The sequence below is a fragment of the Streptomyces sp. NPDC017940 genome, from assembly GCF_044328435.1.
Taxonomy (GTDB): Bacteria; Actinomycetota; Actinomycetes; order Streptomycetales; family Streptomycetaceae; genus Streptomyces.
In genome coordinates this window covers 450,220-474,386 of sequence record NZ_JBIRHJ010000005.1, presented here as the reverse complement: position 1 = coordinate 474,386, position 24,167 = coordinate 450,220, and the positions used below count along the sequence as shown (strand labels likewise).

The following is a 24,167-nucleotide window of genomic DNA, read 5'->3' as shown; positions in this document are numbered from 1 at the left end:
GCAGAACCTTTCCGATCAGTCGCTCTGTGAGTCCTTGCTTTTCCGTGTGTCCGTGTGTCCGTGTTTCAGTCGACCACCGCCTGCCACCGCGTGCCCTCGCGGGCTACGGGGTGACGCCCATCGCCTCGGCGCGTACCTGACTGCACGACTTGGTGATGAGGCGCGAGACGTGCATCTGTGAGAGGCCCAGCTGCTCGGCGATGCCGCTCTGTGTCATCCCGCGGAAGAACCGCAGGTAGAGGATGGTCTGCTCGCGCTCGGGCAGATGACGCAGGCCCGCCCTGGCGGTCTGGCGGTCGATGACCAGGTCGTAGCCGGGGTCGGGGGCGCCGAGGGTGTCGGCGAGGTGATAGCCGTCGTCCGACACGGTGCGCATGTCGGCGTCCAGGGACAGGGACTGGTAGGCCTCGAGGGCTTCGAGGCCGTCGTGCACCTCCTGCGCCGTCAGTCCGGTGTGTTCGGCGAGCTGGGTGACGGTGGGTTCGGGGCTGCCCGGTGTCTGGGTGAGCTCGCGGCGCGCGTAGCGGATGCGGTTGCGCAGGTCCTGGACGCGGCGGGGGACGCGGACGTCCCAGGTGTGGTCGCGGAAGTGGCGGCGCAGTTCACCGGTGATGGTGGGCACGGCGTAGCTCTCGAAGGCGCCGCGCCCCGGCTCGTAGCGGTTGACCGCCTTGACCAGGCCCATCGCGGCGACCTGGCGCAGGTCGTCGAGGTTCTCGCCGCGGTTGCGGAAGGTGTGGGCGATGCGGTGGGCCATCGGCAGCCAGGCGGCGACGAGTTCTTCGCACAGCAGCTCGCGTTCGCGCCCCTCGGGCAGCCCGGCGAGGTGCTTGAAGGCCTTCTCCGTCTCCGGGCGGTCGTGGTGAGCGCGCCGGGACGCGCCGGAGGAGGTGGTGCTCGGCATGGGGATCGCTCCTGGGCCGTGACGACGTGTGTGTGATGTCGCGGCACGGCCTCGCGCCCGGCCGGACAGGGGGCCGCACGCCAAGCGGCCCTGCCGCTCCGCTGCCGCGCCTCCTGTCCGAAGCACGGTGTATCGCCTGCCCTTCCACTTTCCTCGCAAAGACACGGGTCCGCAGCTCGGGAGGAGCCGCACGGGTCCGTACGGCTCACGTCGTCACCGGCGACCCGGTCCTGCGGGTCCCCCGCGCGGTGTCAGTCCAGGCCACGCACGATGTTGACCTCGAATATGTAGTCGTCCCGGTCGGCGGGTTCCATGGCGGAGGGCAGGGCGGGCACGCATGTGCGCACGGCTCCCGCGTCCTTCGCGGGGGACACCGGGCCGGTGACGGCGCTCCTTGCCTCCCCGAGGCCGCTGGGCGGTTCAAGGAGCGTGGTGCGCGGCAGTGACGGTGCGGCGGGTTCCGTGGCGGACATGCGGCCTCCTCAGGCGTCGTTGGGTACCGGGTGCCTTGTACGGCGCGCGTCATGCATGGAATCGGCCGACTCGTGTCGTCCTGGGTCACAGCGGCCGCAGCCACACGGTCGCCAACGGCGGCAGAGTCACCCGGAGACAGCCCTGCCCATCGCCCTCGCCGCTGCTGCCGCCGTCCCTGTCGCCGTCCCCGTGGGCGTCCGGTTCGGGCTTCAGGGCCCCGGTGTTGCGGACGTCGCTGCCGCCGTAGCGGGCGGCGTCGGTGTTGAGGACCTCCTCCCAGGCGGCGACCGCGCCCGGCACCCGCAGCGGGTAGCCGTGCCGGACCACGGGGGAGAAGTTGCACACGGCGAGCAGCGCGGTGCCGTCCTTGGCGTGGCGCAGGAACGCCACGACGTTGTCCTGCGCCGCGTCCACCGTCACCCAGGTGAAACCCTGCGGCACCGTGTCCTGCTCCCAGAGGGCGGGCGCGCACCGGTACCGGTCGTTGAGGTCCCGCACCAGCTGCTGCACGCCCTGGTGCTCCGTCCACGCCGGGTAGGCCGCGTCCAGGAGCCCCCAGTCCAGGCCGTGCTCCTGTGACCACTCGGCGCCCTGGGCGAACTCCTGGCCCATGAAGAGGAGCTGCTTGCCGGGGTGGGCCCACATGTAGGCCAGGTAGGCGCGGTGGTTGGCGCGCTGCTGCCACCAGTCGCCGGGCATCTTCGACACCAGGGAGCGCTTGCCGTGCACCACCTCGTCGTGCGAGAGGGGCAGCAGGTAGTTCTCGCTGTAGGCGTACACCATCGAGAAGGTCAGCTCGCCGTGGTGGTAGGCGCGGTGCACCGGCTCGTGCGCGAGGTATGCGAGCGAGTCGTGCGACCAGCCCATGTTCCACTTCAGGCCGAAGCCGAGCCCCCCGAAGCCGCCGGGTCCCGTGTGGTGGGTGGCGCGGGTGACGCCGTCCCACGCGGTGGACTCCTCGGCGATGGTGACCACCCCGGGGCAGCGGCGGTACACGGTGGCGTTCATCTCCTGGAGGAAGGCGACGGCGTCCAGGTTCTCCCGGCCGCCGTGTTCGTTGGGTGTCCACTGGCCGTGTTCGCGGGAGTAGTCGAGGTAGAGCATGGAGGCGACGGCGTCCACGCGCAGGCCGTCGATGTGGAACTCCTCGCACCAGTAGGTGGCGTTGGCGACCAGGAAGTTGCGCACCTCCTTGCGGCCGTAGTCGAAGGTGAGGGTGCCCCAGTCGGGGTGCTCCGCACGCAGCCGGTCCCCGGGTTCGTAGAGATGCTCCCCGTCGAACTGCGCGAGTGCCCAGTCGTCGCGGGGGAAGTGGGCGGGTACCCAGTCCATGAGGACGCCGATGCCTGCCTGGTGGAGTGCGTCGACGAGGTGCTTGAAGTCGTCGGGGGTGCCAAGGCGTGCGGTGGGCGCGTAGAAGCCGGTGACCTGGTAGCCCCAGGAGCCGCCGAAGGGGTGCTCGGCGACGGGCATCAGCTCTACGTGCGTGAAGCCCAGGTCGGCGACGTAGGCGGGGAGCTGCTCGGCGAGCTGGCGGTAGGTGAGGCCGGGGCGCCAGGAGGGGAGGTGGACCTCGTAGACGGAGAACGGTGCCTCGTGCACGGGTATGTCACCGCGCCTGCGCAGCCACTCCTCGTCCCGCCACTCGTGCCGCGACACGTCCACGATCGAAGCGGTCGCCGGGGGGACCTCCGCGCGGCGCGCCAGCGGGTCCGCGCGCAGGGTGTGCGTGCCGTCGGGGCGGGTGATGTCGAACTTGTAGCGGACGCCCTCGCGAAGGCCGGGGACGAACAGCTCCCACACGCCGGTCGAGCCGAGGGACCGCATCGGGTACGCGGCGCCGTCCCAGTGGCAGAAGTCCCCGCACACCCGCACCCCTCGGGCGTTCGGCGCCCACACGGTGAAGCGGACGCCCTGCGTGCTCTGATGGGTCATGGGGTGCGCCCCCAGTGCCTGCCACAGCTGCTCGTGCCGACCCTCGCCGATGAGGTGCAGGTCGAGTTCGCCGAGGGCGGGCAGGAAGCGGTAGGGGTCCTGGACCGCGCTCTCCTCGCCGTCGTAGGTCACCCGCAGCTCGTACTCGGGCACCGCGGCGAGCGGCAGCACTCCCGAGAACAGGCCGTCGCCCGTGTGGTGCAGGCGCGTGGTCCGCCCGTCGACGACGAGGGCGACCGCCCGCGCGTACGGCCGCAGGACCCGGAAGGCGACACCCCCGGGCACCGGATGCGCACCGAGCAGCGCGTGCGGGTCGTGGTGCGCCCCGGACAGGAGACGCCCGCGCTCCGCCGCGTCGAGCGGTGCGTCGGGCGCCGCGTCGGGGGGACGTTCGAGGAGGGCTGCCGCGGGGTCGGGAGCGGACGTGTCGATGCTGGCCACGGGGTGGGCTCTCCTCTGCTGGACGGGGACGGCTGACGGTGGGGCTGACCGTGGGAACGGTCGACGGTGCGGGCGGCTGACGGTGGGAACGGTCGACGGTGCGGAACGGCTGACGGTGGGGGCGGACGACGAAGGGGGACGGCGGGGCCGTGCGGGGCGCCGAAGGGGACGGCGGGGCCGTGCGGGGCGCCGAAGGGGACGGCGGGGGCGGGGGAGGGGCCGGGTCAGCCGTCCTCCGCGAGCCGGGCGAGGGCCGCCAACGGCACCGGCAGCCAGTCGGGGCGGTGCCTGGCCTCGTACAGCGCCTCGTACACCGCGCGGTCGGTCTCGTGGGCGCGCAGCAGCGCGGCCTCCTCGCGCGGGTCCCATGCGGCCACCGCGGCGTAACCCGCGCAGTACGCGTCCCGGCAGCGCCGCGCCCACTGCGGCTGCCAGGGGCGTTCGGAGTGCGCCGCGTAGTCGAACGAGCGGAGCATGCCCGCCACATCGCGTACGGGAGCCTCGACCCGCTTGCGTTCGACGAGCGGCCGGGCCGGTTCGCCCTCGAAGTCGATGACGAACCACCGCTCCAGGTCCCCGGCGCGAAGGACCTGGCCCAGGTGCAGGTCGCCGTGGACGCGCTGGTCCGGCCGGTCGCCTGCGCCCGCGGCGAAGGCGTCGTAGGCGGCCCGCAGCCGGGACACGTACGGGACGAGCGCGGGCACCTGCTGTGCGGCGGCCTCCAGACGCCCGGTCATAGCGGCGGCGAGCCGGCTCCGGCCGCTGTGCTCCAGTGCCGTCGGCGGGAAGACCTGCGCCAGGGCCAGGTGCACCTCCGCGGTGGCCCGCCCCAGTTCGTACGACTCGGCGGTGAAGTCCTCGCCGGAGGCGAGGGACCGCAGCGCCAGCGTCCAGCCGTCCGTCGCCCCGCGCAGGAAGGGTTGCAGCACGCCGAGTGTCGTCCTGCGCGGCTGCGTGGTCCAGAACCAGGCCACGGGTGCGGGCACGCGCGCACAGCCCGCACCGGCGAGCGCCCACGGCACCTCCAGGTCCGGGTTGGTGCCGTACTGGATGCGGCGGAACAGTTTGAGGATGTAGCGGTCGCCGTACACCAGCGAGGTGTTGGACTGCTCGCCTTCCAGGAGCCGGGGGGCGAGCCCGGAGGGCACGGCGGTGCGCCCGTCACCCTCGAAGCGCAGCGGCCCCGCCTCGCCCGGCGTACGGAGCCGTTCCAGGAGCAGTCCCGCCGACCGGGGGTCCACAAGCGCGTCGTACACGCTCAGTCCCGCGAGGGGGCCGGTGCGGGGGCGGCCGATCAGGGCGTGCCGCAGCCGCGGTGGCAGTTCCTCGCGGATGCCGACGACGAGTTGGTAGCAGTGCGCGGACGTCGCGCTGTGACTGGTCCTGATCAGCAGATGCAGGCAGCCCGGGTGGAGTTCGGTCATCGACACCACGGAGAGGTCCGCGATGGGCCAGCCCTTCGCCGCGAACCACCGCTGCCTCGGCAGCCACTCCCGGAGCGGTCCGGCGAGCGACGCGAGGAGCAGCGGAGGGCTGACGTCGGCGTCCGTGTGCGGTGCGGTCTTCAGCATGTCTGCGGCACGTCCCTTCAGAGGCGGACGGCGGTTTCCGCCGGGCGGGGGAGGTGGAGGTCGTCGCGCAGCCGGAACCAGTAGAAGCCGTGCCCCGCGAGGGTCAGCAGATAGGGGAGTGCGCCGACGGCGGGGAAACGGACGCCGCCGGTCAGCTCCACGGGGTGGCAGCCCTCGAAGACCCGCAGGTCCAGCTCGGTGGGCTGGGCGAAGCGGGAGAAGTTGTGGACGCACAGGACCAGGTCGTCCCGGTACTCGCGCAGGAAGGCGAGGACGGCGGGGTTGGAGGAGGGGAGTTCGGTGTAGGAGCCGAGTCCGAAGGCGGGGTTCTGCTTGCGGATCTCGATCATGCGCCGGGTCCAGTGGAGCAGGCTGGAGGGGCTGCTCATGGCGGCTTCGACGTTGGTGACCTGGTAGCCGTGGACGGGGTCCATGATCGTGGGGAGGTAGAGGCGGCCGGGGTCGCAGGAGGAGAAGCCCGCGTTGCGGTCGGGGGTCCACTGCATGGGGGTGCGTACCGCGTCGCGGTCGCCGAGCCAGATGTTGTCGCCCATGCCGATCTCGTCGCCGTAGTACAGGATCGGTGATCCGGGCAGGGACAGCAGCAGGGCGGTGAACAGCTCGATCTGGTTGCGGTCGTTGTCCAGGAGGGGCGCCAGGCGGCGGCGGATGCCGATGTTGGCGCGCATGCGGGGGTCTTTGGCGTACTCGGCGTACATGTAGTCGCGTTCTTCGTCGGTGACCATCTCCAGGGTGAGTTCGTCGTGGTTGCGCAGGAAGATGCCCCACTGGCAGTTCCTGGGGATGGCGGGGGTCTTGGCGAGGATCTCCGAGACGGGGTAGCGGGACTCGCGGCGTACGGCCATGAAGATGCGGGGCATGACGGGGAAGTGGAACGCCATGTGGCATTCGTCGCCGCCGTCCTGGAAGGAGCCGAAGTAGTCGACGACGTCCTCGGGCCACTGGTTCGCCTCCGCCAGCAGAACCGTGTCGGGATAGTGCGCGTCGATCTCCTTGCGGACCCGCTTCAGGAACGCGTGCGTCGTCGGCAGGTTCTCGCAGTTGGTGCCCTCCTCCTGGTAGAGGTAGGGCACGGCGTCCAGGCGGAAGCCATCGATGCCCAGGTCGAGCCAGAAGCGCAACGCTGCGATCACCTCCTCCTGGACGGCTCGGTTCTCGTAGTTGAGGTCCGGCTGGTGGGAGAAGAAGCGGTGCCAGTAGTACTGCTTGCGGACCGGGTCGAAGGTCCAGTTGGAGGCCTCGGTGTCGACGAAGATGATCCGGGCGTCCTGGAACTGTTCTTCGTCGTCCGCCCACACGTAGTAGTCGCCGTACGGGCCTTCGGGATCCTTTCTGGACTCCGTGAACCACGGGTGCTGGTCGCTGGTGTGGTTCATGACGAAGTCGATGATGACGCGCATGCCCCGCTGGTGGGCGCTGTCGACGAACTCCACGAAGTCGGCGAGGTCCCCGAACTCCGGCAGGACCGCGGTGTAGTCGGAGACGTCGTAACCGCCGTCGCGCAGCGGGGAGGCGAAGAACGGGGGCAGCCACAGGCAGTCCACGCCGAGCCATTGCAGATAGTCGAGTCGCGCGGTGAGGCCCTTGAGGTCGCCCACGCCGTCGCCGTCGCTGTCCTGGAAGGTGCGTACCAGGACTTCGTAGAAGACGGCGCGTTTGAACCATTCCGGGTCCAGGTCCTTGGCGGGCGTGTCCTCGAAGGTGTCCTGGACGGGCTCGTTGACGGTCATGGTGTGGGTGACCCTCCGATCTGCGGTGAGGACGGTCGCAGGACGAGTACGTGCGCGGGGCGCCGGCCCGGTTCAAGGCGCACGTAGTTGGTCCTGCCCCAGTGGTAGGTCTCGCCGGTGAGCTCGTCGCGCACCGGCACCGACTCGTGCCAGCCGAGGCCGAGCCGTGGCATGTCCAGGGACACCGTGGTCTCGCGCACGTGGTGCGGGTCGAGGTTGACCACCACTAGGACCGTGTTGTCACCGGCGCGCTTGCTGTAGATGAGGACCGCGTCGTTGTCGGCCTGATGGAAGTGCAGGTTCCTGAGCTGCTGAAGGGCGGGGTTCGCGCGCCGGACGCGGTTGAGCGTGGTGATCAGGGGGGTGATGGTGCGGCCTTCGCGCTCGGCGGCCGCCCAGTCGCGGGGGCGCAGCTGGTACTTCTCGGAGTTCAGGTACTCCTCGCTGCCGGGCCGTACCGGTGTGTTCTCGCACAGCTCGAAGCCCGCGTACACCCCCCAGGTCGGCGAGAGCGTGGCGGCCAGGACCGTGCGTGCCTCGAAGGCGGGGCGCCCGCCGTCCTGGAGGTAGGCGTGCAGGATGTCGGGGGTGTTCACGAAGAAGTTCGGCCGCAGGAAGTGCGCCGTCTGCGTCGACAGCTCCGTCAGGTACTCGGTCAGCTCAGCCTTCGTGTTCTTCCAGGTGAAGTACGTGTACGACTGCTGGAAACCGGCCTGTGCCAGCGCCCGTACGACCGGTGGCCGGGTGAAGGCTTCGGCGAGGAAGAGGACGTCGGGGTCGGTGCGGTGGATGTCGGTGAGGACCTGTTCCCAGAAGACGACGGGTTTGGTGTGGGGGTTGTCGACGCGGAAGACGCGGACGCCGTGGCCCATCCAGAACCGCAGCAGGCGGACGGTCTCGGTGACCAGCCCCGGCAGGTCGCGGTCGAAGGCCAGGGGGTAGATGTCCTGGTACTTCTTGGGCGGGTTCTCGGCGTGGGCGATGGTGCCGTCGGCGCGGTGGGCGAACCAGTGGGGGTGCTTGTCCACCCAGGGGTGGTCGGGCGAGCACTGGAGGGCGAAGTCCAGGGCCACTTCCAGACCGAGGCGCCCGGCCTCGGCGACGAAGGCGTCGAAGTCCGCCAGAGTGCCCAGGTCGGGGTGGACGGCATCGTGGCCGCCCTCGGGGGAGCCGATGGCCCAGGGCACGCCTACATCGTCCGGGCCCGCGGACAGGGTGTTGTTGGCGCCCTTGCGGAAGGTGGTGCCGATCGGGTGCACGGGCGGCAGATACACGATGTCGAAGCCCATCGCGGCGATGGCGGGCAGCCGCCGGGCGGCGGTGCGGAACGTGCCCGAGACCGGCGCCTGCCCCTCCCGCACCACCGCGCCCTCCGAGCGCGGGAAGAACTCGTACCAGGAACCGAACAACGCCCGCCCGCGGTCCACGCGCAGCGGGAAGGCGGCCGAACGGGTGACCCGCTCACGCAGCGGGAAGCGGTCGAGCACCGCGGTCACCCGTGGCGTCAGCGCGGCTTCGAGACGTGCGGCCGGAGACCGCAGATCGTCCTGCAAGGCGTCCGCGGCGGCCAGCAGGACGCGGCGCTCCGCCCCCTCGGGCACCCCGTGGGCGGCCCGCTCGTACAGCGATGCGCCCTCTTCGAGCATCAGGCCGACGTCGACGCCCGCCGGGATCTTCGCCCCCGCCGCACGCCGCCACGCCGCCACCGGGTCCGCCCAGGCCTCCACGGCGTACGTCCACGAGCCCTCCGCGTCCGGTGTGACATCGGCCCCCCAGCGGTCGCTTCCCGGGGACAGCTCACGCATGGGCGTCCAGGGGCCGGGCCGACCCTCCGGGTCGAGCAGCACGACATTGGCGCCGACCGCTTCGTGTCCCTCTCCGAAGAGGGTCGCCGTGACCTCGAAGGTCTCGCCTGGCACCGCCTTCGCGGGACGGCGGCCGCCGTCGACGGCGGGGCGGACGTCCATGAGGGGAAGGGGCAGCGCGGTGGCAGGGGGCGTCACCGGCAGAGGCGCGGCGCCTCCTGTTCCCGGCAGTGGCATGCCGGAACCCGTCTCCGGTACCGAAGCCATCGGTTCCTCCTCCACAGCGCTCGGATGCGTGCGGCCCCTGCTGGAGCCGCGCTTCGCCCTCACCCCCGCCGACCGGGGGCGGTCACCCCCGGACCTCGGGGGCCGGCCGTGGCCGGCGCGACGCGCGCGGGTGCAGGTACTCCTCGGCCGCGTCGGCGGCGACGCGGGCCGTGCACTCGCCCATCAACACGCACAGGGTGTACGCGGTGTTCTCGAACTGCGTCCGTACGGCGCGGTCGCAGGGGTGGGCGATCAACAGCCTCTCCCACGACCGATAGAGCTTCAGATGCCGCGCGACCTCGGCTTTTGCGGGCAGCAGCACCACACTCGTCACCTTCTTGTGTGCCAAGGGCGCGGCCGGGGCGACTGGTGTGGCGAAACCGGTTCCGCACCTCGAGGGACCGTCGGCTCGCGCCGCCGGGCTTCCCGACTCATGGTGCACGGTCGGACACGCAGCGTCTTGTTGGGTATTCAACCACCAGGTCGGGATGCCGCTGTGTGGCGTTCGGGGTGCTCCTGTTGCGCGAATGGAGTAGTGCTCCCACGCTGGTACTGACTCAGGAGCGATCAATGCTCACGCTTCGTGTTCGGGGCCCGGCCGTGCGGCCGAGAGGGAGCGGGAGCTTCGCCGAGAGGAGCCAAGCACGATGAAGTCGGCAATCCCCCGCTACTACCACGTGGATGTGGTGATCAGCCCGGAGAAGATCGACCAGGTCGGCCGCATCCTGGCCGCCCACCTCCGGCACTGGGGTCTGGAGATCCTCGTCGAGCCCGTCAGCCACTGCACCCGGGTGCTGCTGCGGGCCATCGAGGAGCACGGCACGGACAAGAAGACGGCCATCGAGATGTGGTGGAACGGACAGCACCTCATCACGGGTGTGTCCGACAACGACCGCGACCTGCCACAACCCCACTACGGGCCGCAGGGCTGCCTGGCGCAGATCGCCGCCCTGAGCGACGGCTGGGGCAGCTGCCCGGCGACCGACGGGAAGATCATCTGGTTTTCGTGCCGGGCCAGGGCCCCCGAGCACATCCCGCTCGCCTCCCTCCTCCCGGTGCCCGGCGAGCCCACCGCGCTCCAGCTGCCGCGCGAGGAGAGCGTGGCCGCACTGGCGGGTTCGACGGACGGGTGACGGCACGCCGGGGCGGCCGTCGCGCCGAGAACCACGGCCGCCCCGCCCCCCCACGACTCCTCGCGAGGAAGGCAGACGCTTGCGCACCTGGACCGGATCCCCGTCCCCCCTCGGCGCCACGTTCGACGGCGAAGGCACGAACTTCGCCCTGTTCAGCGAGGCCGCCGAGCGAGTCGTCCTCGTCCTCTGCCACGACGGCGGCACCCACGACGACGTCACCCTCACCGAGGTCGACGGCTTCGTGTGGCACTGCTATCTGCCCGGAGTCGGACCGGGACAGCGCTACGCCTACCGCGTGCACGGACCCTGGGACCCCGCCGCGGGCCACCGCTGCAACCCCGCGAAGCTGCTCCTCGACCCCTACGCCACCGCCGTCGAGGGGCAGATCGACAACGACGCCGCGCTGTACGAGCGCGCGGCGCAAGGGCCCGACCGCACCGACAGCGCCGGGCACACCCCGCTCTCGGTGGTCACCGACCCGTCCTTCTCCTGGGGGGACGACCAGCCGCTGCGGCGGCCCTACGCCGAGACCGTCGTGTACGAAACCCATGTCCGCGGCCTCACCCGCAGGCACCCCGAAGTCCCTCCGGAGCTGCGCGGCACCTACGCGGGCCTCGCGACCGACGCGGTCATCGGCCACCTCACCTCCCTCGGGGTGACAGCTGTCGAGCTGATGCCCGTGCACCAGTACGTGCAGGACGGCTTTCTGCGCGACCGGGGCCTGTCCAACTACTGGGGCTACGCGTCCATCGGCTTCTTCGCCCCCCACAACGGCTATGCCGCGCACGGCACCCGCGGCGAGCAGGTCACCGAGTTCAAGTCGATGGTCAAGCGGCTGCACGCGGCCGGGCTCGAAGTGATTCTCGACGTGGTCTACAACCACACCGCCGAGGGCAACGAGAACGGCCCCACCCTCGCGTTCCGCGGCCTGGACAACGCCTCCTACTACCGGCTCGCCGAAGACGATCCGGCCCACTACTTCGACACCACCGGCACGGGCAACAGCCTGCTCATGCGGCACCCCAACGTCCTGCAACTGGTGATGGACTCACTGCGGTACTGGGTCACCGAGATGCACGTCGACGGGTTCCGCTTCGACCTCGCGGCCACGCTCGCGCGGCAGTTCCACGACGTGGACCGGCTCTCGGCGTTCTTCGACCTGGTCCAGCAGGATCCGGTGGTGGGCCGCGTCAAACTCATCGCCGAGCCGTGGGACGTCGGCGACGGCGGCTACCAGGTCGGCAACTTCCCGCCGCTGTGGTCGGAGTGGAACGGCAAGTACCGGGACGCCGTACGGGACTTCTGGCGCAGCGAGGACGGCACGCTCGCCGAGTTCGCCTCCCGTCTGACCGGCTCGTCCGACCTCTACCAGCACGACCGCCGCCGGCCGCGCGCCAGCGTCAACTTCGTCACCGCCCACGACGGCTTCACCCTGCGCGACCTGGTGTCGTTCGACGAGAAGCACAACGAGGCCAACGGAGAGGACAACCAGGACGGCGAGAGCGACAACCGCTCCTGGAACTGCGGTGTGGAGGGCCCCACCAGCGACCCGTGGATCCTGGAGCTGCGCGCACGACAGCATCGGAATTTCCTCGCCACCCTCATGCTCTCGCAGGGCATCCCGATGCTCGCCCACGGCGACGAGCTGGGCCGCACGCAGCACGGCAACAACAACGCCTACTGCCAGGACAACGAGGTCTCCTGGGTCGACTGGGACCTCGACACCGAGCGGCGCGAGCTGATCGACTTCACCCGGCGCGCCATCGCCCTGCGCGCCGCGCACCCGGTGCTGCGCAGACGCCGCTTCTTCCGCGGTGAGGCCCCTGCGCGCGACAGCAGGCCACTGCCCGACCTGGTGTGGCTGCGGCCCGACGCCCACGAGATGACGGACGAGGACTGGCAGCGCCCCGACGCCCACGCCATCGGTGTCTTCCTCAACGGTGACGCCATCGCGGAACCCGACTACCAGGGCAGGGCCGTGGTGGACGACTCCTTTCTGCTGCTGTTGAACAGCTGCGGCGACCAAGTCGTCTTCCGCCTCCCGGACACCACGTACGGTGAGTGCTGGCAGACCCGGCTCGACACCGCGGACCCGCGGGGCCTGTGGGACGAGACGGAACACAAGGCCGGCAGCGAGGTCCCCGTCGGACCGCGCAGTCTGCTCCTGCTGTCCCGCCCCTCGGAGGTGACGCCATGACCGCCCACGAAGCCGTGCTGCGCGAACTGCTCGGGACCGCCGGGCAGACCTACGCCGCGGAAGCCGGCATCCGGGCGGCCGACACCCCCCAGCCGCTCTACCGCACGCTCGTCCTCGCCACGCTGCTGAGCGCCCGCATCCGGGCCTCCGTCGCGGTGTCGACCTCGCGCGCGCTGTACGAGGCGGGCCTGCGCGGCCCCCGTGACATGGCCGACGCCACCTGGCAGCAGCGGGTCGACGCCCTGGGACGCGGCGGCTACCGGCGCTACGACGAACAGACCGCGACCCGCCTCGGCGACGCGGCCCACCTCGTGCTCGACACCTGGCACGGCGATCTGCGCGAACTCCGCGAGGAAGCAGACGGCGACGCGGCCGCCGCGAAGAAACTGCTGCAACGGGTGCCGGGACTCGGCCCCACCGGAGCGAACATCTTCCTGCGCGAGGTACAGGACGTCTGGCCCGAGTACGCGCCCTACGTCGACAGCAAGGCGATGCAGGGCGCGGAGCGCCTCGGGCTGCCGCAGAGCACGTCCGCGCTGCTGAGGCTGAGCGACCGGCGGCCGGGCGTGGTGGCCGCCGCGCTGGTCCGAGCCGCCCTGGACCGGAAGCTGGCGGAGCGCTGCCTGGAGCGGGCGGGCGGCTAGGGCGTGGCCTCCCGGGCGGCTAGGGCTTGGCCTCCGGGGACTCGCGGGGTTCCAGGGGGTGGGTGGCGGGGCCGTGCAGGACCGTTCCGTCCGTCGCGAAGCGGGAGCCGTGACAGGGGCACTCCCAGGCCCGCTCCGCGTTGTTGAAGTGCACCAGGCAGCCGAGGTGGGTGCAGCGGGCGGAGACCGCGCTGACCTTCCCGGACTCATCGCGGTACACCGCGCACCGCTGGCCGTCCAGGCGCACGACGGCGCCGCTGCCGGGCGCGATGTCGGCCACGGAGTCGACGTGACTGGTGCGCAGCCGGTCGCCGACAAAGTGTTTGGCCACGGTGACCTGCTGGGAGGCGAGGGTGCCCACATTACGGACCGGCGGCAGGCGGCGCGGGTCGTACAGCTCGGTCCAGGCAGGCCGGGGACCGCCGACGATGTGGGCGGTGAGCAGGCTGCCCGCCATGACGCCGTTGCTCATGCCCCAGCCGCCGAAGCCGGTGGCCACGTAGAGGTGCTGTGTGCGCGGGTGCGCGTGCCCCACGTACGGCACGCCGTCGACGGAGTCGTTGTCCTGGGCGCCCCACCGGTAGACGTCGTGCGCCTCGGCGAAGTGCGGCAGGTGCGTCCGCGCCCAGTCCTCGAGCCGCTGGAGCCGTTCGCGCACGTCTCCCGTGCCCGGCTCGAACGACTCGCCGGTGACGACGAGCAGCCGGTGCTCGTCGTCGTAGGGCGCGCTGCGCAGCGAACGCTTTCCGCCCTCCGGCGTGATGTACATGCCCGTGGGGGCGGCGGCCGACGGCACCGGTGCGGCGACCACGAGTTCGCGGTGCGGTTTGAGCTGCGTGAAGAGCAGAGTCCTGTCGAAGATCGGGTAGTGGGTGGCGACCACCACGTCACCCGCTTCGACCGTGTCCCCGGACTCGGTCGTCAACCGGCAGCGCTTGCCGTCGTGCAGATCGGTGACCCTGCTCCGCTCGAAGATGCGTCCCCCGGCCCTGGTGATGTGCTCGGCGAGGGCCAGCAGGAACTTCCGCGGATGGAACTGCAACTGATCGGCGACGCGCACCGCGCCCGCGATGTCGAAGGGCAGTTCGGTGCTGGTCACGAAGGAGGCGTCGAGCCCGGCACGCCGCGCCGCCGCCGCCTCCTCGCGGACCTCGTCGACCCGGTCGGGGTCCTGTACGTAGGTGAAGGCCGCGGCGCGTTCCAGATCCGCGTCGATGCCGAGCTCCGCGCACAGCGAGGCGGTACGCTCCACGGCGTCCTGCTGCGAGAGCGCGTAGAGCCGGGCGTCGTCGCCGCCCTTCTTGGCCTCCAGCTGCGCGTACATCAGGCCGTGGGCGGCGCTCATCTTCGCCGTGGTGTAGCCGCTCACGCCGGCGGCGATCCGGTCCGCCTCGAGGACCACGACGTCGACACCGGCGCGCACCAGGTCCCAGGCGGTGCACAGGCCGGCGATGCCGCCGCCGACGACCACGACGTCCGCGGTGAGATCGGTGTCGAGGGCCGGGTAGTGCGTGGCCGGGGTGGTGGCCATCCAGTACGACTCGTCGATGCTCGAGCGGGGCTGTTCGGTCATGTCTTCCTCTGCATTCCGCTGTCCGCCCGGCCGGCGCCGGATGCGGTGCCGGGTACCCGGGAAACCTTCGAAGCCACACGTCCCGGCGTGCGAGTCCTTGAGGGCCGACTTACGTTGAAGCCGGAACATTCCCCTTTCGGCGAGGAGGAGCCATGGCGGGCAAGGGCAGCGTGGACAAGGCCAAGGGCAAGGCCAAGGAGATGGCGGGAAAGATCACCGGCAATCGCGAACGGCAGGTCCAGGGCAAGGTGGACCAGGCCCGCGGCGACGCCAAGAGGGCCATGCACGACGCGCGGGAACGCGCCCGCAAGGCCGATCCCTCCCTGGGACGTGACCAGGGCTGACGCCGCCGAAGCCGGGCGGGCACGGCTTCCGCCCCCGCCCCGCCCCGCCGGGGGAGCCCGCCGCCCCCAAGCCTCACCACTGCGGCCGGGAACCGCACCGGAACCTCACCGCCGCGGCCGGGCACTCACGATGAAGCGGGCCCCGTCCGGATCCCGCAGGATCGCCTCTTCCATGCCGGTCCCCTCGTACACGGCGCTGCCGCCGTTGGCCTGCGCGGCCCGGACGCAGGCGGCGACGTCGGCGACCGCGAAATGGATCTCCCACCGCGGCCGGACCGTGGGGTCGGGCGCGGCCTCCACGGCGCCCGAGTGGATGCGGGCCACGACGTCGCCCTGACTGCGCAGCACGACCTCGTTGTCCTCGTAGCGCACTTCGCAGCAGCCGGTCTCGGCGGACTCCCAGCCGAGGACCTCCGCGTAGAAGATGGCCGCGTCGAAGGCGTCCCGGGTGTGCAGCTTGACGAACACCGGCGCCGCCCGGCGCCAGTCCTCCCAGCCCGACACCAGCTCGCCCTCCCAGATGCCGAAGACGGCACCGTCCCGGTCGGCGAGGAGGGCGGCGCGGCCCGGGGGGAACGAGAGCGGTCCCACGGCGGTCGTCCCGCCGCGCTCCTGGCTGCGGGCCACGGTGTCGTCCGCGCTGCACACGGCGAAGTACGGGGTCCAGGCCACGGCCATCCGCCCGACGCTCTCCACCGCCGCGACCCCGGCCACCGGCACTCCGTTCACGCTCGCGAACCGGTACTGCTCGCCGAGCCTGCCCGTGCGCCACTCCCAGCCGAGCACGGCGTGGTAGAACGCCTCGGCGGCCGCCAGATCACGTGTGGTCAGAGTGACCCAGCAGGGTGCGCCGAACACCGAGTGGCTGGCGACGACCTCGCTTGCGGTTGTTCCGTGGCTGTTCATGCGCAGTACCCGTTCTGCGGTCGATGTCTGGCGGCCGGGCGGAGGTCGCGAACCCGCGCGACGCCGCCGCCCCTGTGGTCACACGCGGTCGCCACGCGGATGGTGCGCGCCAGGCTTCCGGGGCCGGCCGGCACCGTGGGCCCGTGGCCCCTCGACACCCATCATCCCCTCCCGTCGCGCCCCGCGCTCCGCAGAACCCGCTGGCGCGCCGATCCCCTTACGCAGGCGCCTGTCACCGGGCGGCCGGGGGCGTCCAAGGGCGTCACCCGGGCGGCCCAGTTCCACGCCGTGCGCCGCCGTCACCGCCGCCAGCCCGTCACCGGTACCGCCAGCCCGCCACCGGCACCGTGACCTCCCACGACGCCGTCGGGGCGTCATCGACGTCCACCGGGACGCGGACGGCGGCCGCCCTCCCCGTGCTCGACCTGCGAGCTCGTCCGCGTACGCGGTAGTACGTACGCGGGCGAAGGGGGAGGGCGGGCGCCGTGATCACGTCACCGTGGGAGCGGGGCCGGTCAGGCGACGATGCCGCTGTCGTCGATGACGATCTTCTTGGCGGTGGTGCCGGAGCGGCTGCCGAGGGCCTCGATAGCCTTGACGACGTCCTCGCCCTCGACGACCTCGCCGAAGACGACGTGCTTGTTGTCCAGCCACGGGGTGACGACGGTCGTGACGAAGAACTGCGAGCCGTTGGTGCCGGGGCCCGCGTTGGCCATGCTCAGGAGGAACGGCCTGTCGTGCTTGAGCTGGAAGTTCTCGTCGGCGAACGTCTCGCCGTAGATGCTCTTGCCACCGGTGCCGTTGCCGTTGGTGAAGTCACCGCCCTGGAGCATGAACTCGGGGATGACGCGGTGGAAGGGGGAACCCTTGTAGCCGTAGCCGTTCTGGCCGGTGGCCAGCTCGCGGAAGTTGCGGGCCGTCTGGGGGACGACGTCGTCGAAAAGGCGGAAGACGATGCGGCCGAGGTTCTCGCCGTTGGCCGACACATTGAAGTAGACGTTCTCACTCATGGCCCTGATTCTCCATGACGCGTCCGCGTGCGTCGAAACAGCGTCGCCCGCGAACCCCTCCGTGCCGCGGATCAGCCCGTCCCGCCCCCCTTTTCCTTCAGGTCCGACGGGGTACCTCGGCCCTGTGACATGTTCGAGTCGACGTCGGGCCGGCACACGCCCGGGACGGGAGCGGTGACGGTGACGATGCGGACCATTCCGCTGGTGGACGGACCCGTGGAGCTGCGCGGGGCGCTGGATCTGGAGCGGACACCGACAGGAGTGCTGCCCCGCCGACTGCCCGCGTGGACCAAGGAGCAGTACCAGGACCCCTCGATGGACGGCGTGACCATGATGCCCGGGGGCGTACGCCTGGTGTTCCGCACCGACGCGTGCGAGCTGGAGCTGGAGGTCCTCACCTGCACCGGACAGCTCGAGAGCGATGAGGCGCCGCGTCCCACCGGGATGCTCGAACTGCTCGTCGACGGCGTCCTGGCCGGCCGCCGGCAGGCGCCCGTGGGCCATGTGATGCGGAGGGCGGGGCCCGGGGGCGAACAGCGCCTGGTCCCCGGCGAACCGGGCGTCGTGCGGTTCACGGGGCTGCGGCCCGGCATGAAGCACGTCGAGCTGTGGCTCCCGCAGCAGACCCCCACGGAACTGGTGGCGCTGCGCGTCGACGGCGAGGTGCGGGCGCCCCTGCCGGACGGCCGCCGCCGCTGGGTGCACCACGGCAGCTCCATCAGCCACTGCGTCGAGGCCGAAGGACCGACCGGCACCTGGCCCGCCGTGGCCGCCGCGCTCGGGGGAGTGGAGACGATCAACCTCAGCCTGGCGGGCAACTCCGTCCTCGACCCGTATGTGGCGAGGACGATCCGCGATCTGCCCGCCGACCTGATCAGCCTCAAGGTGGGCATCAACATCGTGGCCCTCGCCGCCTTCCGGCTGCGGACGTTCGCGCCCGCCGTGCACGGATTCCTCGACACGATCAGGGACGGGCACCCCGACACCCCGCTCCTCGTGGTGTCACCGGTGAGCTGCCCGGCCCTCGAACACACCCCGGGACCGGCCACGACGGGCCGGGACGGCGGGATCGTGGCCCTGGGGGACCCGGACGACGTGGACACCGGGGCCCTGACGCTGGCGGTGGTGCGGGACGAGCTGGCGCGCCTCGTGGCCGCCCGCGGGGCGCACGACCCGCATTTGCGCCACCTCGACGGACGCGAGCTGCTCGGCCCGGACGACGTGGGCGGCCTGACGGACGGCCTGCATCCGGACGCCGCCGCGTACCGGCGGATGGGCAAGCGCTTCGCCGCCGTCGCCTTCGCGGACGGCGGACCTTTCGGACGCGGGGCCGCCCCGCGCCGCCCCACCGCACGCCGCTCCGCGTGAGCGTCCCGGCGGCCTCAGCGGCCGTCACGCGTCCGCGCAGGTCGCGGTGGCCTCCAAGGCGACGGAGGGCGCGTCCCCCGCACCGTCCGCGCCGTGCGAGGATGGCTGTCATGAGCATCCTCCGCAGGAACAACGTGACGGTGTCCGGCCCCGTCGACGGGCCGGTGGTGGTGCTCGCGCACGGCTTCGGCTGCGACCAGAACATGTGGCGCCTGATCGTGCCCGCGCTCGCGGAGCGGTACCGCGTGGTCCTTTTCGACTACGTCGGGTCCGGCGGCTCCGACCTGTCCGCCTGGGACCCGGAGCGGTACGCCTCGCTCGACGGCTACGCCCGTGACGTCGTCGAGGTGTGCGAGGAACTCGGCCTCGAACGCGCGGCGTTCGTGGGGCACTCGGTCAGCGCCATGGTCGGTGTGCTCGCCGCCCGCACGGCGCCCGAGCGGATCGGGGCCCTGGTGATGGTGGCCCCCTCGCCCCGCTACATCGACGACGACGGCTACCGGGGCGGCTTCAGCGCCGAGGACATCGAGGAGCTCCTGGAGTCCCTGGAGGCGAACTACCTCGGCTGGTCCTCAACCATGGCGCCGTTGATCATGGGCAATCCGGAGCGGCCCGAGCTGGGGCAGGAGCTGACCAACAGCTTCTGTGCGACCGACCCCGACATCGCCCGCGTCTTCGCCCGCACGACGTTCCTGTCCGACAGCCGCGAGGACCTGCCCGGCGTGTCCGTGCCCACGCTGGTGCTCGACTGCACCGAGGACATGATCGCGCCCCGTGCCGTCGGCGCCTATGTGCAGGCCGCCGTGCCCGCGTCCCGCCTGGTCACGCTGAAGGCCACCGGGCACTGCCCGCAGCTGAGCGCCCCCGAAGCCACCGCGGAAGCGATCCTCGACTTTCTGCGCACAGTGCGGTGATGGGCCGAAGGGGCCAAGGAGCGGAGCCGTCGGGCACCGGGGACGACGCGGGCGTGGACGTCACGTTCACCGCGCTCCTTGAGGACAGCGCCGAGGAGCTGTACGAGTCGGCTCCCTGCGGTTACCTCTCCACGATGATGGACGGCACGATCGCCAGGATCAACGCCACCCTGCTCGGCTGGCTCGGCCTCGACCGTGCGGGCGTCGTGGGGCGCAAGCACTTCGCCGACCTGCTCACCGTCGGCGGGAAGCTCTACCACGAGACACACTTCGCTCCGCTGCTGCGGATGCAGGGCGAACTGCGGGGCGTCGCCCTGGAGATGCGGACCGCGGCGGGCGGCAGGCTGCCGGTTCTCGTCTCCTCGGTGGTCAAGCACGGCACCGAGGGCGAGCCGATGCTGATCCGCACCACCGTCTTCGACGCCTCCGACCGCCGCTCCTACGAAGAGGAACTGCTGCGCCGCCGCCGGGACGCCGAGCAGGCGCGCGCGGAGGCCGAGCGGGCACGCGCCGAGGCCGAGGAGGCCCGGCGGCAGGCGGAGGCCGACCGGGCCCGCCTCGCCGACGCCCTCGCCGTGCTCCAGCAGTCCCTCGTGCCCGCCTCGCTGCCGCCGGTGCCGGGTCTGGAGACGGCCGTCTACTACCACACCGCCTCCGCCGACCGGCTCGGCGGCGACTTCTACGACCTGTTCCCCCTCGACGGCACCCGCTGGGCGTTCTTCCTCGGCGACGTGTGCGGCAAGGGGCCCCAGGCCGCCTCCCTGACCTCGCTGACCCGCTACACCCTGCGGGCCGCGGCCCTGCACGACCCCGAACCCACGGCGGCGCTCACCACCCTGAACGCCGTCCTGCACGAGCGGTACGCGGCAGGCGGCGACCCCCGCTACTGCACGGCCATCTTCGGCATCGTCGAACCCGGAGCCGACGGCGGGGCCACCGTGCGCCTTGCCTCCGGCGGACACCCCCCTGCCCTGGTGCTGCGCGCCGACGGCAGCGCCCACTACCTGCCGACGCCGGGCGGACTGCTCATAGGGATACTCCCCACCGCCCCCATCGGTACCGTCGAGACCACCCTGGCCCCCGGTGAGACGCTGCTGCTCTACACCGACGGCCTCACCGAGGCCCGCACGGGACCGGGGCGCGACCAGCTGTTCGGCGAGGACGCGCTGCTGGCCTTCGGCGCCGGTCAGGCCCCGGCCGCGCCGCAGGACACGGTCACCGCGCTGACCACGCTGCTGCGGGGCTTCGGCGACGGCCTGGACGACGACACCGCACTGCTCGCCCTCGGCGTCCCCGCCGCCCGTCCGCACCCCCGCCCCGCAACGGACCCACCCTCATGAACCCGTTGAACATCACCCGCAGCGACACCGCCGCCGGACCCGTCCTGCACGTGGTCGGCGAACTCGACTACGACCAGGCCGCCGCCCTCCGCCACCAGGTCGACCGACTCGTGCTCGAGCCGGGCCAATGGCTCGTCATCGACCTGTCCGGCCTGGAGTTCTGCGACTCCAGCGGCATCACGGCCCTCCTCGCGGCCCGCCAGCACGCGCACGCCGCGGGCGCCGACATCGCTCTGGCGGCGGTCCCCGCCAAGACGATGCGGGTCCTGACCATCGTCGGCCTAGACCGGGTCTTTACCATCCGCCCCGACGCCGACACCGAGTGACGTCACCGGTGCCGAACACCGAGTGACGCTCCCGGTGCCGACGCCGCGTGACATCCCCGGCGTCGAGACCGGTGACGTTCAGCGGTGCGCGTTCGGACGCCGGTGCGGCGGCTGGTCCAACGCGGGGCGCGGCTTGAGCTCCGGGATCTCCCGGCTGCGCGACTCCTCGGCGGCGAGGGTGAGCGGCTCGCCGTAGTGGTGGATCGTCAGCTCCTGGCCTGCCAGCAAGGTGTAGGTGGCCGCCGTCGCGTGGACCTCCACCTTCAGACACCGCCCGAGCACCTGGAGCTTGAAGGAGACGCGGCTCAGCCGCTCCGGCAGGCGCGGCGTGAACTCCAGGGTCTCCCCGCGCCGCCGCATGCCGCCGAAGCCGGCGACCAGCGCCGTCCACGTCCCGGCGAGCGAGGCGATGTGCAGCCCGTCGCGGGTGTTGTTCTCCAGGTCGTTCAGATCCATCAGGGCCGCCTCGACCAAGTAGTCGTAGGCGAGGCCCAGATGGCCGGTGCGCGCCGCGATCACGGCCTGGCTGCACGCGGAGAGGGACGAGTCGCGGACGGTCAGCGGCTCGTAGTAGGCGAAGTTGCGCGCCAGGTGCTCCTCGTCGAAGAACTCGGAGCAGGTGTACATGGCGAGCACCAGGTCCGCCTGTTTGACGACCTGCTTGCGGTAGAGGTCGAAGTAGGGGAAGTGCAGCATCAGCGGATACTGGTCGGGCCGTGTCGCCGCGAAGTCCCAGCGCTGGTGCCGGGTGAAGCCGGCGTGCTGCTCGTGCACCTGGAGCTCGCTGTTGTACGGGATGTGCACGGCCTCCGCGGCGTCCCGCCAGGCCGCGCTCTCCTCGTCGTCGACGCCGAGCGCGGCGGCCTGCTCGGGATGGCGCTCGACGAAGTCGGCCGCCGCGAGCAGATTGGTGCGGGCCATCAGGTTGGTGTACGTGTTGTCGTCGGCGACGGCGCTGTACTCGTCGGGTCCGGTGACGCCGTCGATGTGGAACGCGCCGTGCGCGTCGTGATGGCCGAGCGACCGCCACAGCCGGGCCGTCTCCACGAGCAGCTCGACGCCCGCGTCCCGGGCGAACCGCTCGTCGCCGGTGGCACGGACGTAGCGCACCACGGCGTCCGCGATGTCGGCGTTGACGTGGAAGGCGGCGGTGCCCGCGGGCCAGTACGCCGACCCCTCCGAGCCCTCGATGGTGCGCCAGGGGAACGCCGCTCCCCGCAGGCCCAGCTGCGTGGCCCGCTCGCGCGCCGCGGGCAGCGTGGCGTGGCGCCAGCGCAGCGCCTCGGCGACGGCGTCCGGCGCGGTGTACGTGAGCAGCGGCAGGACGAAGGTCTCGGTGTCCCAGAAGGCGTGGCCGTCGTAGCCGGAGCCGGTCAGCCCCTTCGCCGGGATGGCCCGCCGCTCCGCCCGGGCCCCCGCCTGAAGGACGTGGAACAGCGCGAAGCGGACGGCCTGCTGGATCTCCTCGTCCCCATCCACCTCGACGTCCGCGTGCCCCCAGAACGCGTCCAGGTAGGCCCGCTGGTCACGCAGGAGACCCGCCCAGCCGGTGTCGGTGGCCGCCGCGAGGGCCGCGTCCACCTGGTCGCTCACGGCGGGCAGGGAGCGCGTGCCCGACCAGCCGTAGGCCACGAACTTCTCCAGGCGGAGCCGCTGCCCGGGCTCCAGGACGGAGGTGACGGTGAGCCGGGCGACGTCGTCCCCGGACTCGCCGCTCACCCGGGTCCTGTCGGGCCCGTCGACGGTGTGGTCGGCTGCCGCGGCGACCCGCAGGCCGCTGCGCCGGGTGCGGTGCACGAGCCGCAGCCGCTTGTTCCCGGCGTGGTGCTCCTCCGGGGCCAGGGGGCAGTCGAGGACGGCGGCGGCGCGGGGGTCCTCCGGCGATCCCGGCAGCTGCTCGTTGGCCACGAGCTCCGACTGGACCACGACGCGGACCTCGCTGTCGACGGCCTCGACCTCCCAGGCGACGGCGGCCACCGACCGGTGGGTGAAGGACACGAGCCGGGTGGAGCGCACCCGCACGGTGCGCCCGGCCGGCGACGTCCACTCGCAGGTCCGGCGCAGCACGCCCTCGCGCAGGTCGAGGACCCGTTCGTGGGAGACGAGGCGGCCGTAGCGCAGGTCGAAGGGCTCGTCGTCCACCAGGAGCCGGATGACCTTGCCGTTGGTCACGTTGATGACGGTCTGGCCGGACTCCGGATAGCCGTAGCCGGCCTCCGCGTAGGGGAGGGGGTGGATCTCGTGGACGCCGTTGAGGTAGGAGCCCGGCAGGCCGTGCGGTTCGCCCTCGTCCAGGTTGCCGCGCCAGCCGACGTGGCCGTTGGACAGGGCGAACACCGACTCGCTCTGCGGAAGGACGTCGAGGTTCAGGACGTTCTCGCGCAGGCACCAGGGCTCGACCCCGTAGGACGCGTGCGTGATCATGCCTGCCCCCCGAGGTCCGCGAGGTCCTGTACGACGCGGTCCGCGCCGTGGGCGCGCAGGGCGTCCGCCTGGCCGACGCGGTCCACGCCGACGACATAGCCGAAGTGGCCCGAGCGCCCCGCGTCCATGCCCGCGAGCGCGTCCTCGAACACCGCGGCCTGCGCGGCCTCGACGCCCAGGTCGGCCGCCGCCGCGAGGAACGTGTCGGGCCGCGGTTTGCCCGGCAGCTTCCGCTCGACGGCGACGACCCCGTCGATCCGTACGTCGAAGAGGGGTTCCGCGTCGATCGCGCGCAGGACGTCACGGCAGTTGGCGCTGGAGGAGACCACCGCCGTGCCCAGACCCGCGGCCCGCGCCGCCCGGACGTAGCGCAGGGTCCCGTCGTAGGCCTCCACGCCGCCGGAGCGGATCTTCTCCAGGAGCAGTTCGTTCTTGCGGTTGCCGAGCCCCTGGACCGTCAGCCGGTCCGGCGGGTCGTCCGGGCTTCCCTCGGGCAGCTCGATGCCGCGCGAGGCCAGGAAGGAGCGCACTCCGTCCGCGCGCGGCTTGCCGTCCACGTACTCGTCGTACTCGCCGACCCGGTCGAACGGCTGGAAGCCGTCTCCCTCGCGCTCGCGCAGGAACGCGTCGAAGGCCTCCTTCCAGGCGGCCGCGTGGACGACGGCCGTCTTGGTGATCACCCCGTCCAGATCGAAGAGGCAGGCCCTGATGGTGTCGGGGAGGCCGAGATCGGCGCGCTCGGTGCGGTGCGGGTCATGTTTGGCCATAAAAGGCACCTTCCCCGTCAGGCGCTGATCAACAACCCACAGCCCGCCCCCGTGACCGGCGGGCACGCCCCGG

20 protein-coding genes are annotated in these 24,167 nt (G+C 71.8%); 8 read left to right on the top strand and 12 right to left on the bottom strand.

What is annotated here, in order from left to right; translation table 11 throughout:
- Nucleotides 1-103: 103 nt before the first annotated feature.
- The 7 genes from ACH4DX_RS20155 to ACH4DX_RS20125 all read right to left on the bottom strand — a co-directional run bounded on the left by ACH4DX_RS20155 (nt 104) and on the right by ACH4DX_RS20125 (nt 9,470).
- A complete protein-coding gene (locus tag ACH4DX_RS20155) occupies nt 104-904 on the bottom strand; it encodes a SigB/SigF/SigG family RNA polymerase sigma factor (protein WP_398122897.1) in 801 nt (266 codons plus the stop codon).
- Nucleotides 905-1,155: 251 nt separating this feature from the next.
- Complete coding sequence (locus tag ACH4DX_RS20150) at nt 1,156-1,377, bottom strand: hypothetical protein (protein WP_398156104.1); 222 nt, start codon at nt 1,375-1,377, stop codon at nt 1,156-1,158.
- 85 nt (nt 1,378-1,462) lie between these two features.
- Nucleotides 1,463-3,754, bottom strand: coding sequence for a 1,4-alpha-glucan branching enzyme (glgB, locus tag ACH4DX_RS20145; RefSeq protein ID WP_398156103.1), 2,292 nt, complete (start codon nt 3,752-3,754; stop codon nt 1,463-1,465).
- Nucleotides 3,755-3,978: 224 nt separating this feature from the next.
- Complete coding sequence (locus ACH4DX_RS20140; protein WP_398156102.1) at nt 3,979-5,325, bottom strand: maltokinase; 1,347 nt, start codon at nt 5,323-5,325, stop codon at nt 3,979-3,981.
- A gap of 17 nt (nt 5,326-5,342) precedes the next feature.
- Entirely contained in the window at nt 5,343-7,076 is a 1,734-nt protein-coding gene (gene treS, locus ACH4DX_RS20135; RefSeq protein WP_398156101.1) for a maltose alpha-D-glucosyltransferase, read from the bottom strand.
- On the bottom strand, nt 7,073-9,148 hold the full coding sequence (locus ACH4DX_RS20130; protein WP_398156100.1) for an alpha-1,4-glucan--maltose-1-phosphate maltosyltransferase: 2,076 nt from the start codon (nt 9,146-9,148) through the stop codon (nt 7,073-7,075). The genes treS and ACH4DX_RS20130 overlap by 4 nt, the downstream gene beginning before the upstream one ends.
- A gap of 82 nt (nt 9,149-9,230) precedes the next feature.
- Entirely contained in the window at nt 9,231-9,470 is a 240-nt protein-coding gene (locus tag ACH4DX_RS20125; protein ID WP_398156099.1) for a DUF5133 domain-containing protein, read from the bottom strand.
- 325 nt (nt 9,471-9,795) lie between these two features.
- Here ACH4DX_RS20125 and ACH4DX_RS20120 point away from each other — a divergent pair, with 325 nt between their 5' ends.
- The 3 genes from ACH4DX_RS20120 (at nt 9,796) to ACH4DX_RS20110 (ending at nt 13,122) form a co-directional block, all read left to right on the top strand.
- On the top strand, nt 9,796-10,281 hold the full coding sequence (locus ACH4DX_RS20120; RefSeq protein WP_398156098.1) for a pep a2: 486 nt from the start codon (nt 9,796-9,798) through the stop codon (nt 10,279-10,281).
- A gap of 79 nt (nt 10,282-10,360) precedes the next feature.
- Entirely contained in the window at nt 10,361-12,478 is a 2,118-nt protein-coding gene (gene glgX / locus ACH4DX_RS20115) for a glycogen debranching protein GlgX (protein ID WP_398122281.1), read from the top strand.
- Nucleotides 12,475-13,122, top strand: coding sequence for an endonuclease (locus tag ACH4DX_RS20110; protein WP_398122282.1), 648 nt, complete (start codon nt 12,475-12,477; stop codon nt 13,120-13,122). The genes glgX and ACH4DX_RS20110 overlap by 4 nt, the downstream gene beginning before the upstream one ends.
- A gap of 19 nt (nt 13,123-13,141) precedes the next feature.
- Here the strand turns inward: ACH4DX_RS20110 and ACH4DX_RS20105 are convergent, their stop codons facing one another.
- Nucleotides 13,142-14,695 carry an FAD-dependent oxidoreductase gene (locus tag ACH4DX_RS20105; protein WP_398156097.1) on the bottom strand — a complete coding sequence of 518 codons (1,554 nt, stop codon included), beginning with the start codon at nt 14,693-14,695 and terminating at the stop codon, nt 13,142-13,144.
- Between the two features lie 152 nt (nt 14,696-14,847).
- On the opposite strand from ACH4DX_RS20105, the gene ACH4DX_RS20100 reads away from it, so the two are divergent.
- Nucleotides 14,848-15,039 (top strand): CsbD family protein, encoded by a 192-nt coding sequence (locus ACH4DX_RS20100; protein WP_398156096.1) that lies wholly within the window; start codon nt 14,848-14,850, stop codon nt 15,037-15,039.
- Nucleotides 15,040-15,144: 105 nt separating this feature from the next.
- Here the strand turns inward: ACH4DX_RS20100 and ACH4DX_RS20095 are convergent, their stop codons facing one another.
- Nucleotides 15,145-15,945, bottom strand: coding sequence for a VOC family protein (locus ACH4DX_RS20095; RefSeq protein ID WP_398156095.1), 801 nt, complete (start codon nt 15,943-15,945; stop codon nt 15,145-15,147).
- A 515-nt stretch (nt 15,946-16,460) separates the two neighbouring features.
- Nucleotides 16,461-16,955 (bottom strand): peptidylprolyl isomerase, encoded by a 495-nt coding sequence (locus tag ACH4DX_RS20090; RefSeq protein WP_398122286.1) that lies wholly within the window; start codon nt 16,953-16,955, stop codon nt 16,461-16,463.
- A 186-nt stretch (nt 16,956-17,141) separates the two neighbouring features.
- On the opposite strand from ACH4DX_RS20090, the gene ACH4DX_RS20085 reads away from it, so the two are divergent.
- From ACH4DX_RS20085 to ACH4DX_RS20070, 4 genes are all read left to right on the top strand, one after another.
- Entirely contained in the window at nt 17,142-18,323 is a 1,182-nt protein-coding gene (locus ACH4DX_RS20085) for a GDSL-type esterase/lipase family protein (RefSeq protein ID WP_398156229.1), read from the top strand.
- A 110-nt stretch (nt 18,324-18,433) separates the two neighbouring features.
- Complete coding sequence (locus ACH4DX_RS20080) at nt 18,434-19,237, top strand: alpha/beta fold hydrolase (protein ID WP_398156094.1); 804 nt, start codon at nt 18,434-18,436, stop codon at nt 19,235-19,237.
- Nucleotides 19,237-20,577 carry a PP2C family protein-serine/threonine phosphatase gene (locus ACH4DX_RS20075; RefSeq protein WP_398156093.1) on the top strand — a complete coding sequence of 447 codons (1,341 nt, stop codon included), beginning with the start codon at nt 19,237-19,239 and terminating at the stop codon, nt 20,575-20,577. Before ACH4DX_RS20080 ends, ACH4DX_RS20075 begins: the two co-directional genes overlap by 1 nt.
- Nucleotides 20,574-20,903, top strand: coding sequence for an STAS domain-containing protein (locus tag ACH4DX_RS20070; protein ID WP_398122289.1), 330 nt, complete (start codon nt 20,574-20,576; stop codon nt 20,901-20,903). Before ACH4DX_RS20075 ends, ACH4DX_RS20070 begins: the two co-directional genes overlap by 4 nt.
- 78 nt (nt 20,904-20,981) lie before the next feature.
- Here the strand turns inward: ACH4DX_RS20070 and ACH4DX_RS20065 are convergent, their stop codons facing one another.
- Together ACH4DX_RS20065 and ACH4DX_RS20060 are read right to left on the bottom strand one after the other, a co-directional pair.
- Complete coding sequence (locus ACH4DX_RS20065) at nt 20,982-23,327, bottom strand: glycoside hydrolase family 65 protein (RefSeq protein ID WP_398156092.1); 2,346 nt, start codon at nt 23,325-23,327, stop codon at nt 20,982-20,984.
- Nucleotides 23,324-24,094: an HAD family hydrolase gene (locus ACH4DX_RS20060; protein ID WP_398156091.1), complete on the bottom strand. Its 771-nt coding sequence runs from the start codon at nt 24,092-24,094 to the stop codon at nt 23,324-23,326. Before ACH4DX_RS20060 ends, ACH4DX_RS20065 begins: the two co-directional genes overlap by 4 nt.
- Nucleotides 24,095-24,167: the final 73 nt, after the last annotated feature.

Bases quoted from the DNA above. Each gene is read 5' to 3' on its own strand.
- ACH4DX_RS20155 (WP_398122897.1), bottom strand. From the start codon at position 904: ATGCCGAGCACCACCTCCTCCGGCGCGTCCCGGCGCGCTCACCACGAC.
- ACH4DX_RS20150 (WP_398156104.1), bottom strand. From the start codon at position 1,377: ATGTCCGCCACGGAACCCGCCGCACCGTCACTGCCGCGCACCACGCTC.
- ACH4DX_RS20140 (WP_398156102.1), bottom strand. From the start codon at position 5,325: ATGCTGAAGACCGCACCGCACACGGACGCCGACGTCAGCCCTCCGCTG.
- treS (WP_398156101.1), bottom strand. From the start codon at position 7,076: ATGACCGTCAACGAGCCCGTCCAGGACACCTTCGAGGACACGCCCGCC.
- ACH4DX_RS20130 (WP_398156100.1), bottom strand. From the start codon at position 9,148: ATGGCTTCGGTACCGGAGACGGGTTCCGGCATGCCACTGCCGGGAACA.
- ACH4DX_RS20120 (WP_398156098.1), top strand. From the start codon at position 9,796: ATGAAGTCGGCAATCCCCCGCTACTACCACGTGGATGTGGTGATCAGC.
- ACH4DX_RS20110 (WP_398122282.1), top strand. From the start codon at position 12,475: ATGACCGCCCACGAAGCCGTGCTGCGCGAACTGCTCGGGACCGCCGGG.
- ACH4DX_RS20105 (WP_398156097.1), bottom strand. From the start codon at position 14,695: ATGACCGAACAGCCCCGCTCGAGCATCGACGAGTCGTACTGGATGGCC.
- ACH4DX_RS20100 (WP_398156096.1), top strand. From the start codon at position 14,848: ATGGCGGGCAAGGGCAGCGTGGACAAGGCCAAGGGCAAGGCCAAGGAG.
- ACH4DX_RS20095 (WP_398156095.1), bottom strand. From the start codon at position 15,945: ATGAACAGCCACGGAACAACCGCAAGCGAGGTCGTCGCCAGCCACTCG.
- ACH4DX_RS20090 (WP_398122286.1), bottom strand. From the start codon at position 16,955: ATGAGTGAGAACGTCTACTTCAATGTGTCGGCCAACGGCGAGAACCTC.
- ACH4DX_RS20085 (WP_398156229.1), top strand. From the start codon at position 17,142: ATGCGGACCATTCCGCTGGTGGACGGACCCGTGGAGCTGCGCGGGGCG.
- ACH4DX_RS20080 (WP_398156094.1), top strand. From the start codon at position 18,434: ATGAGCATCCTCCGCAGGAACAACGTGACGGTGTCCGGCCCCGTCGAC.
- ACH4DX_RS20075 (WP_398156093.1), top strand. From the start codon at position 19,237: ATGGGCCGAAGGGGCCAAGGAGCGGAGCCGTCGGGCACCGGGGACGAC.
- ACH4DX_RS20070 (WP_398122289.1), top strand. From the start codon at position 20,574: ATGAACCCGTTGAACATCACCCGCAGCGACACCGCCGCCGGACCCGTC.
- ACH4DX_RS20065 (WP_398156092.1), bottom strand. From the start codon at position 23,327: ATGATCACGCACGCGTCCTACGGGGTCGAGCCCTGGTGCCTGCGCGAG.
- ACH4DX_RS20060 (WP_398156091.1), bottom strand. From the start codon at position 24,094: ATGGCCAAACATGACCCGCACCGCACCGAGCGCGCCGATCTCGGCCTC.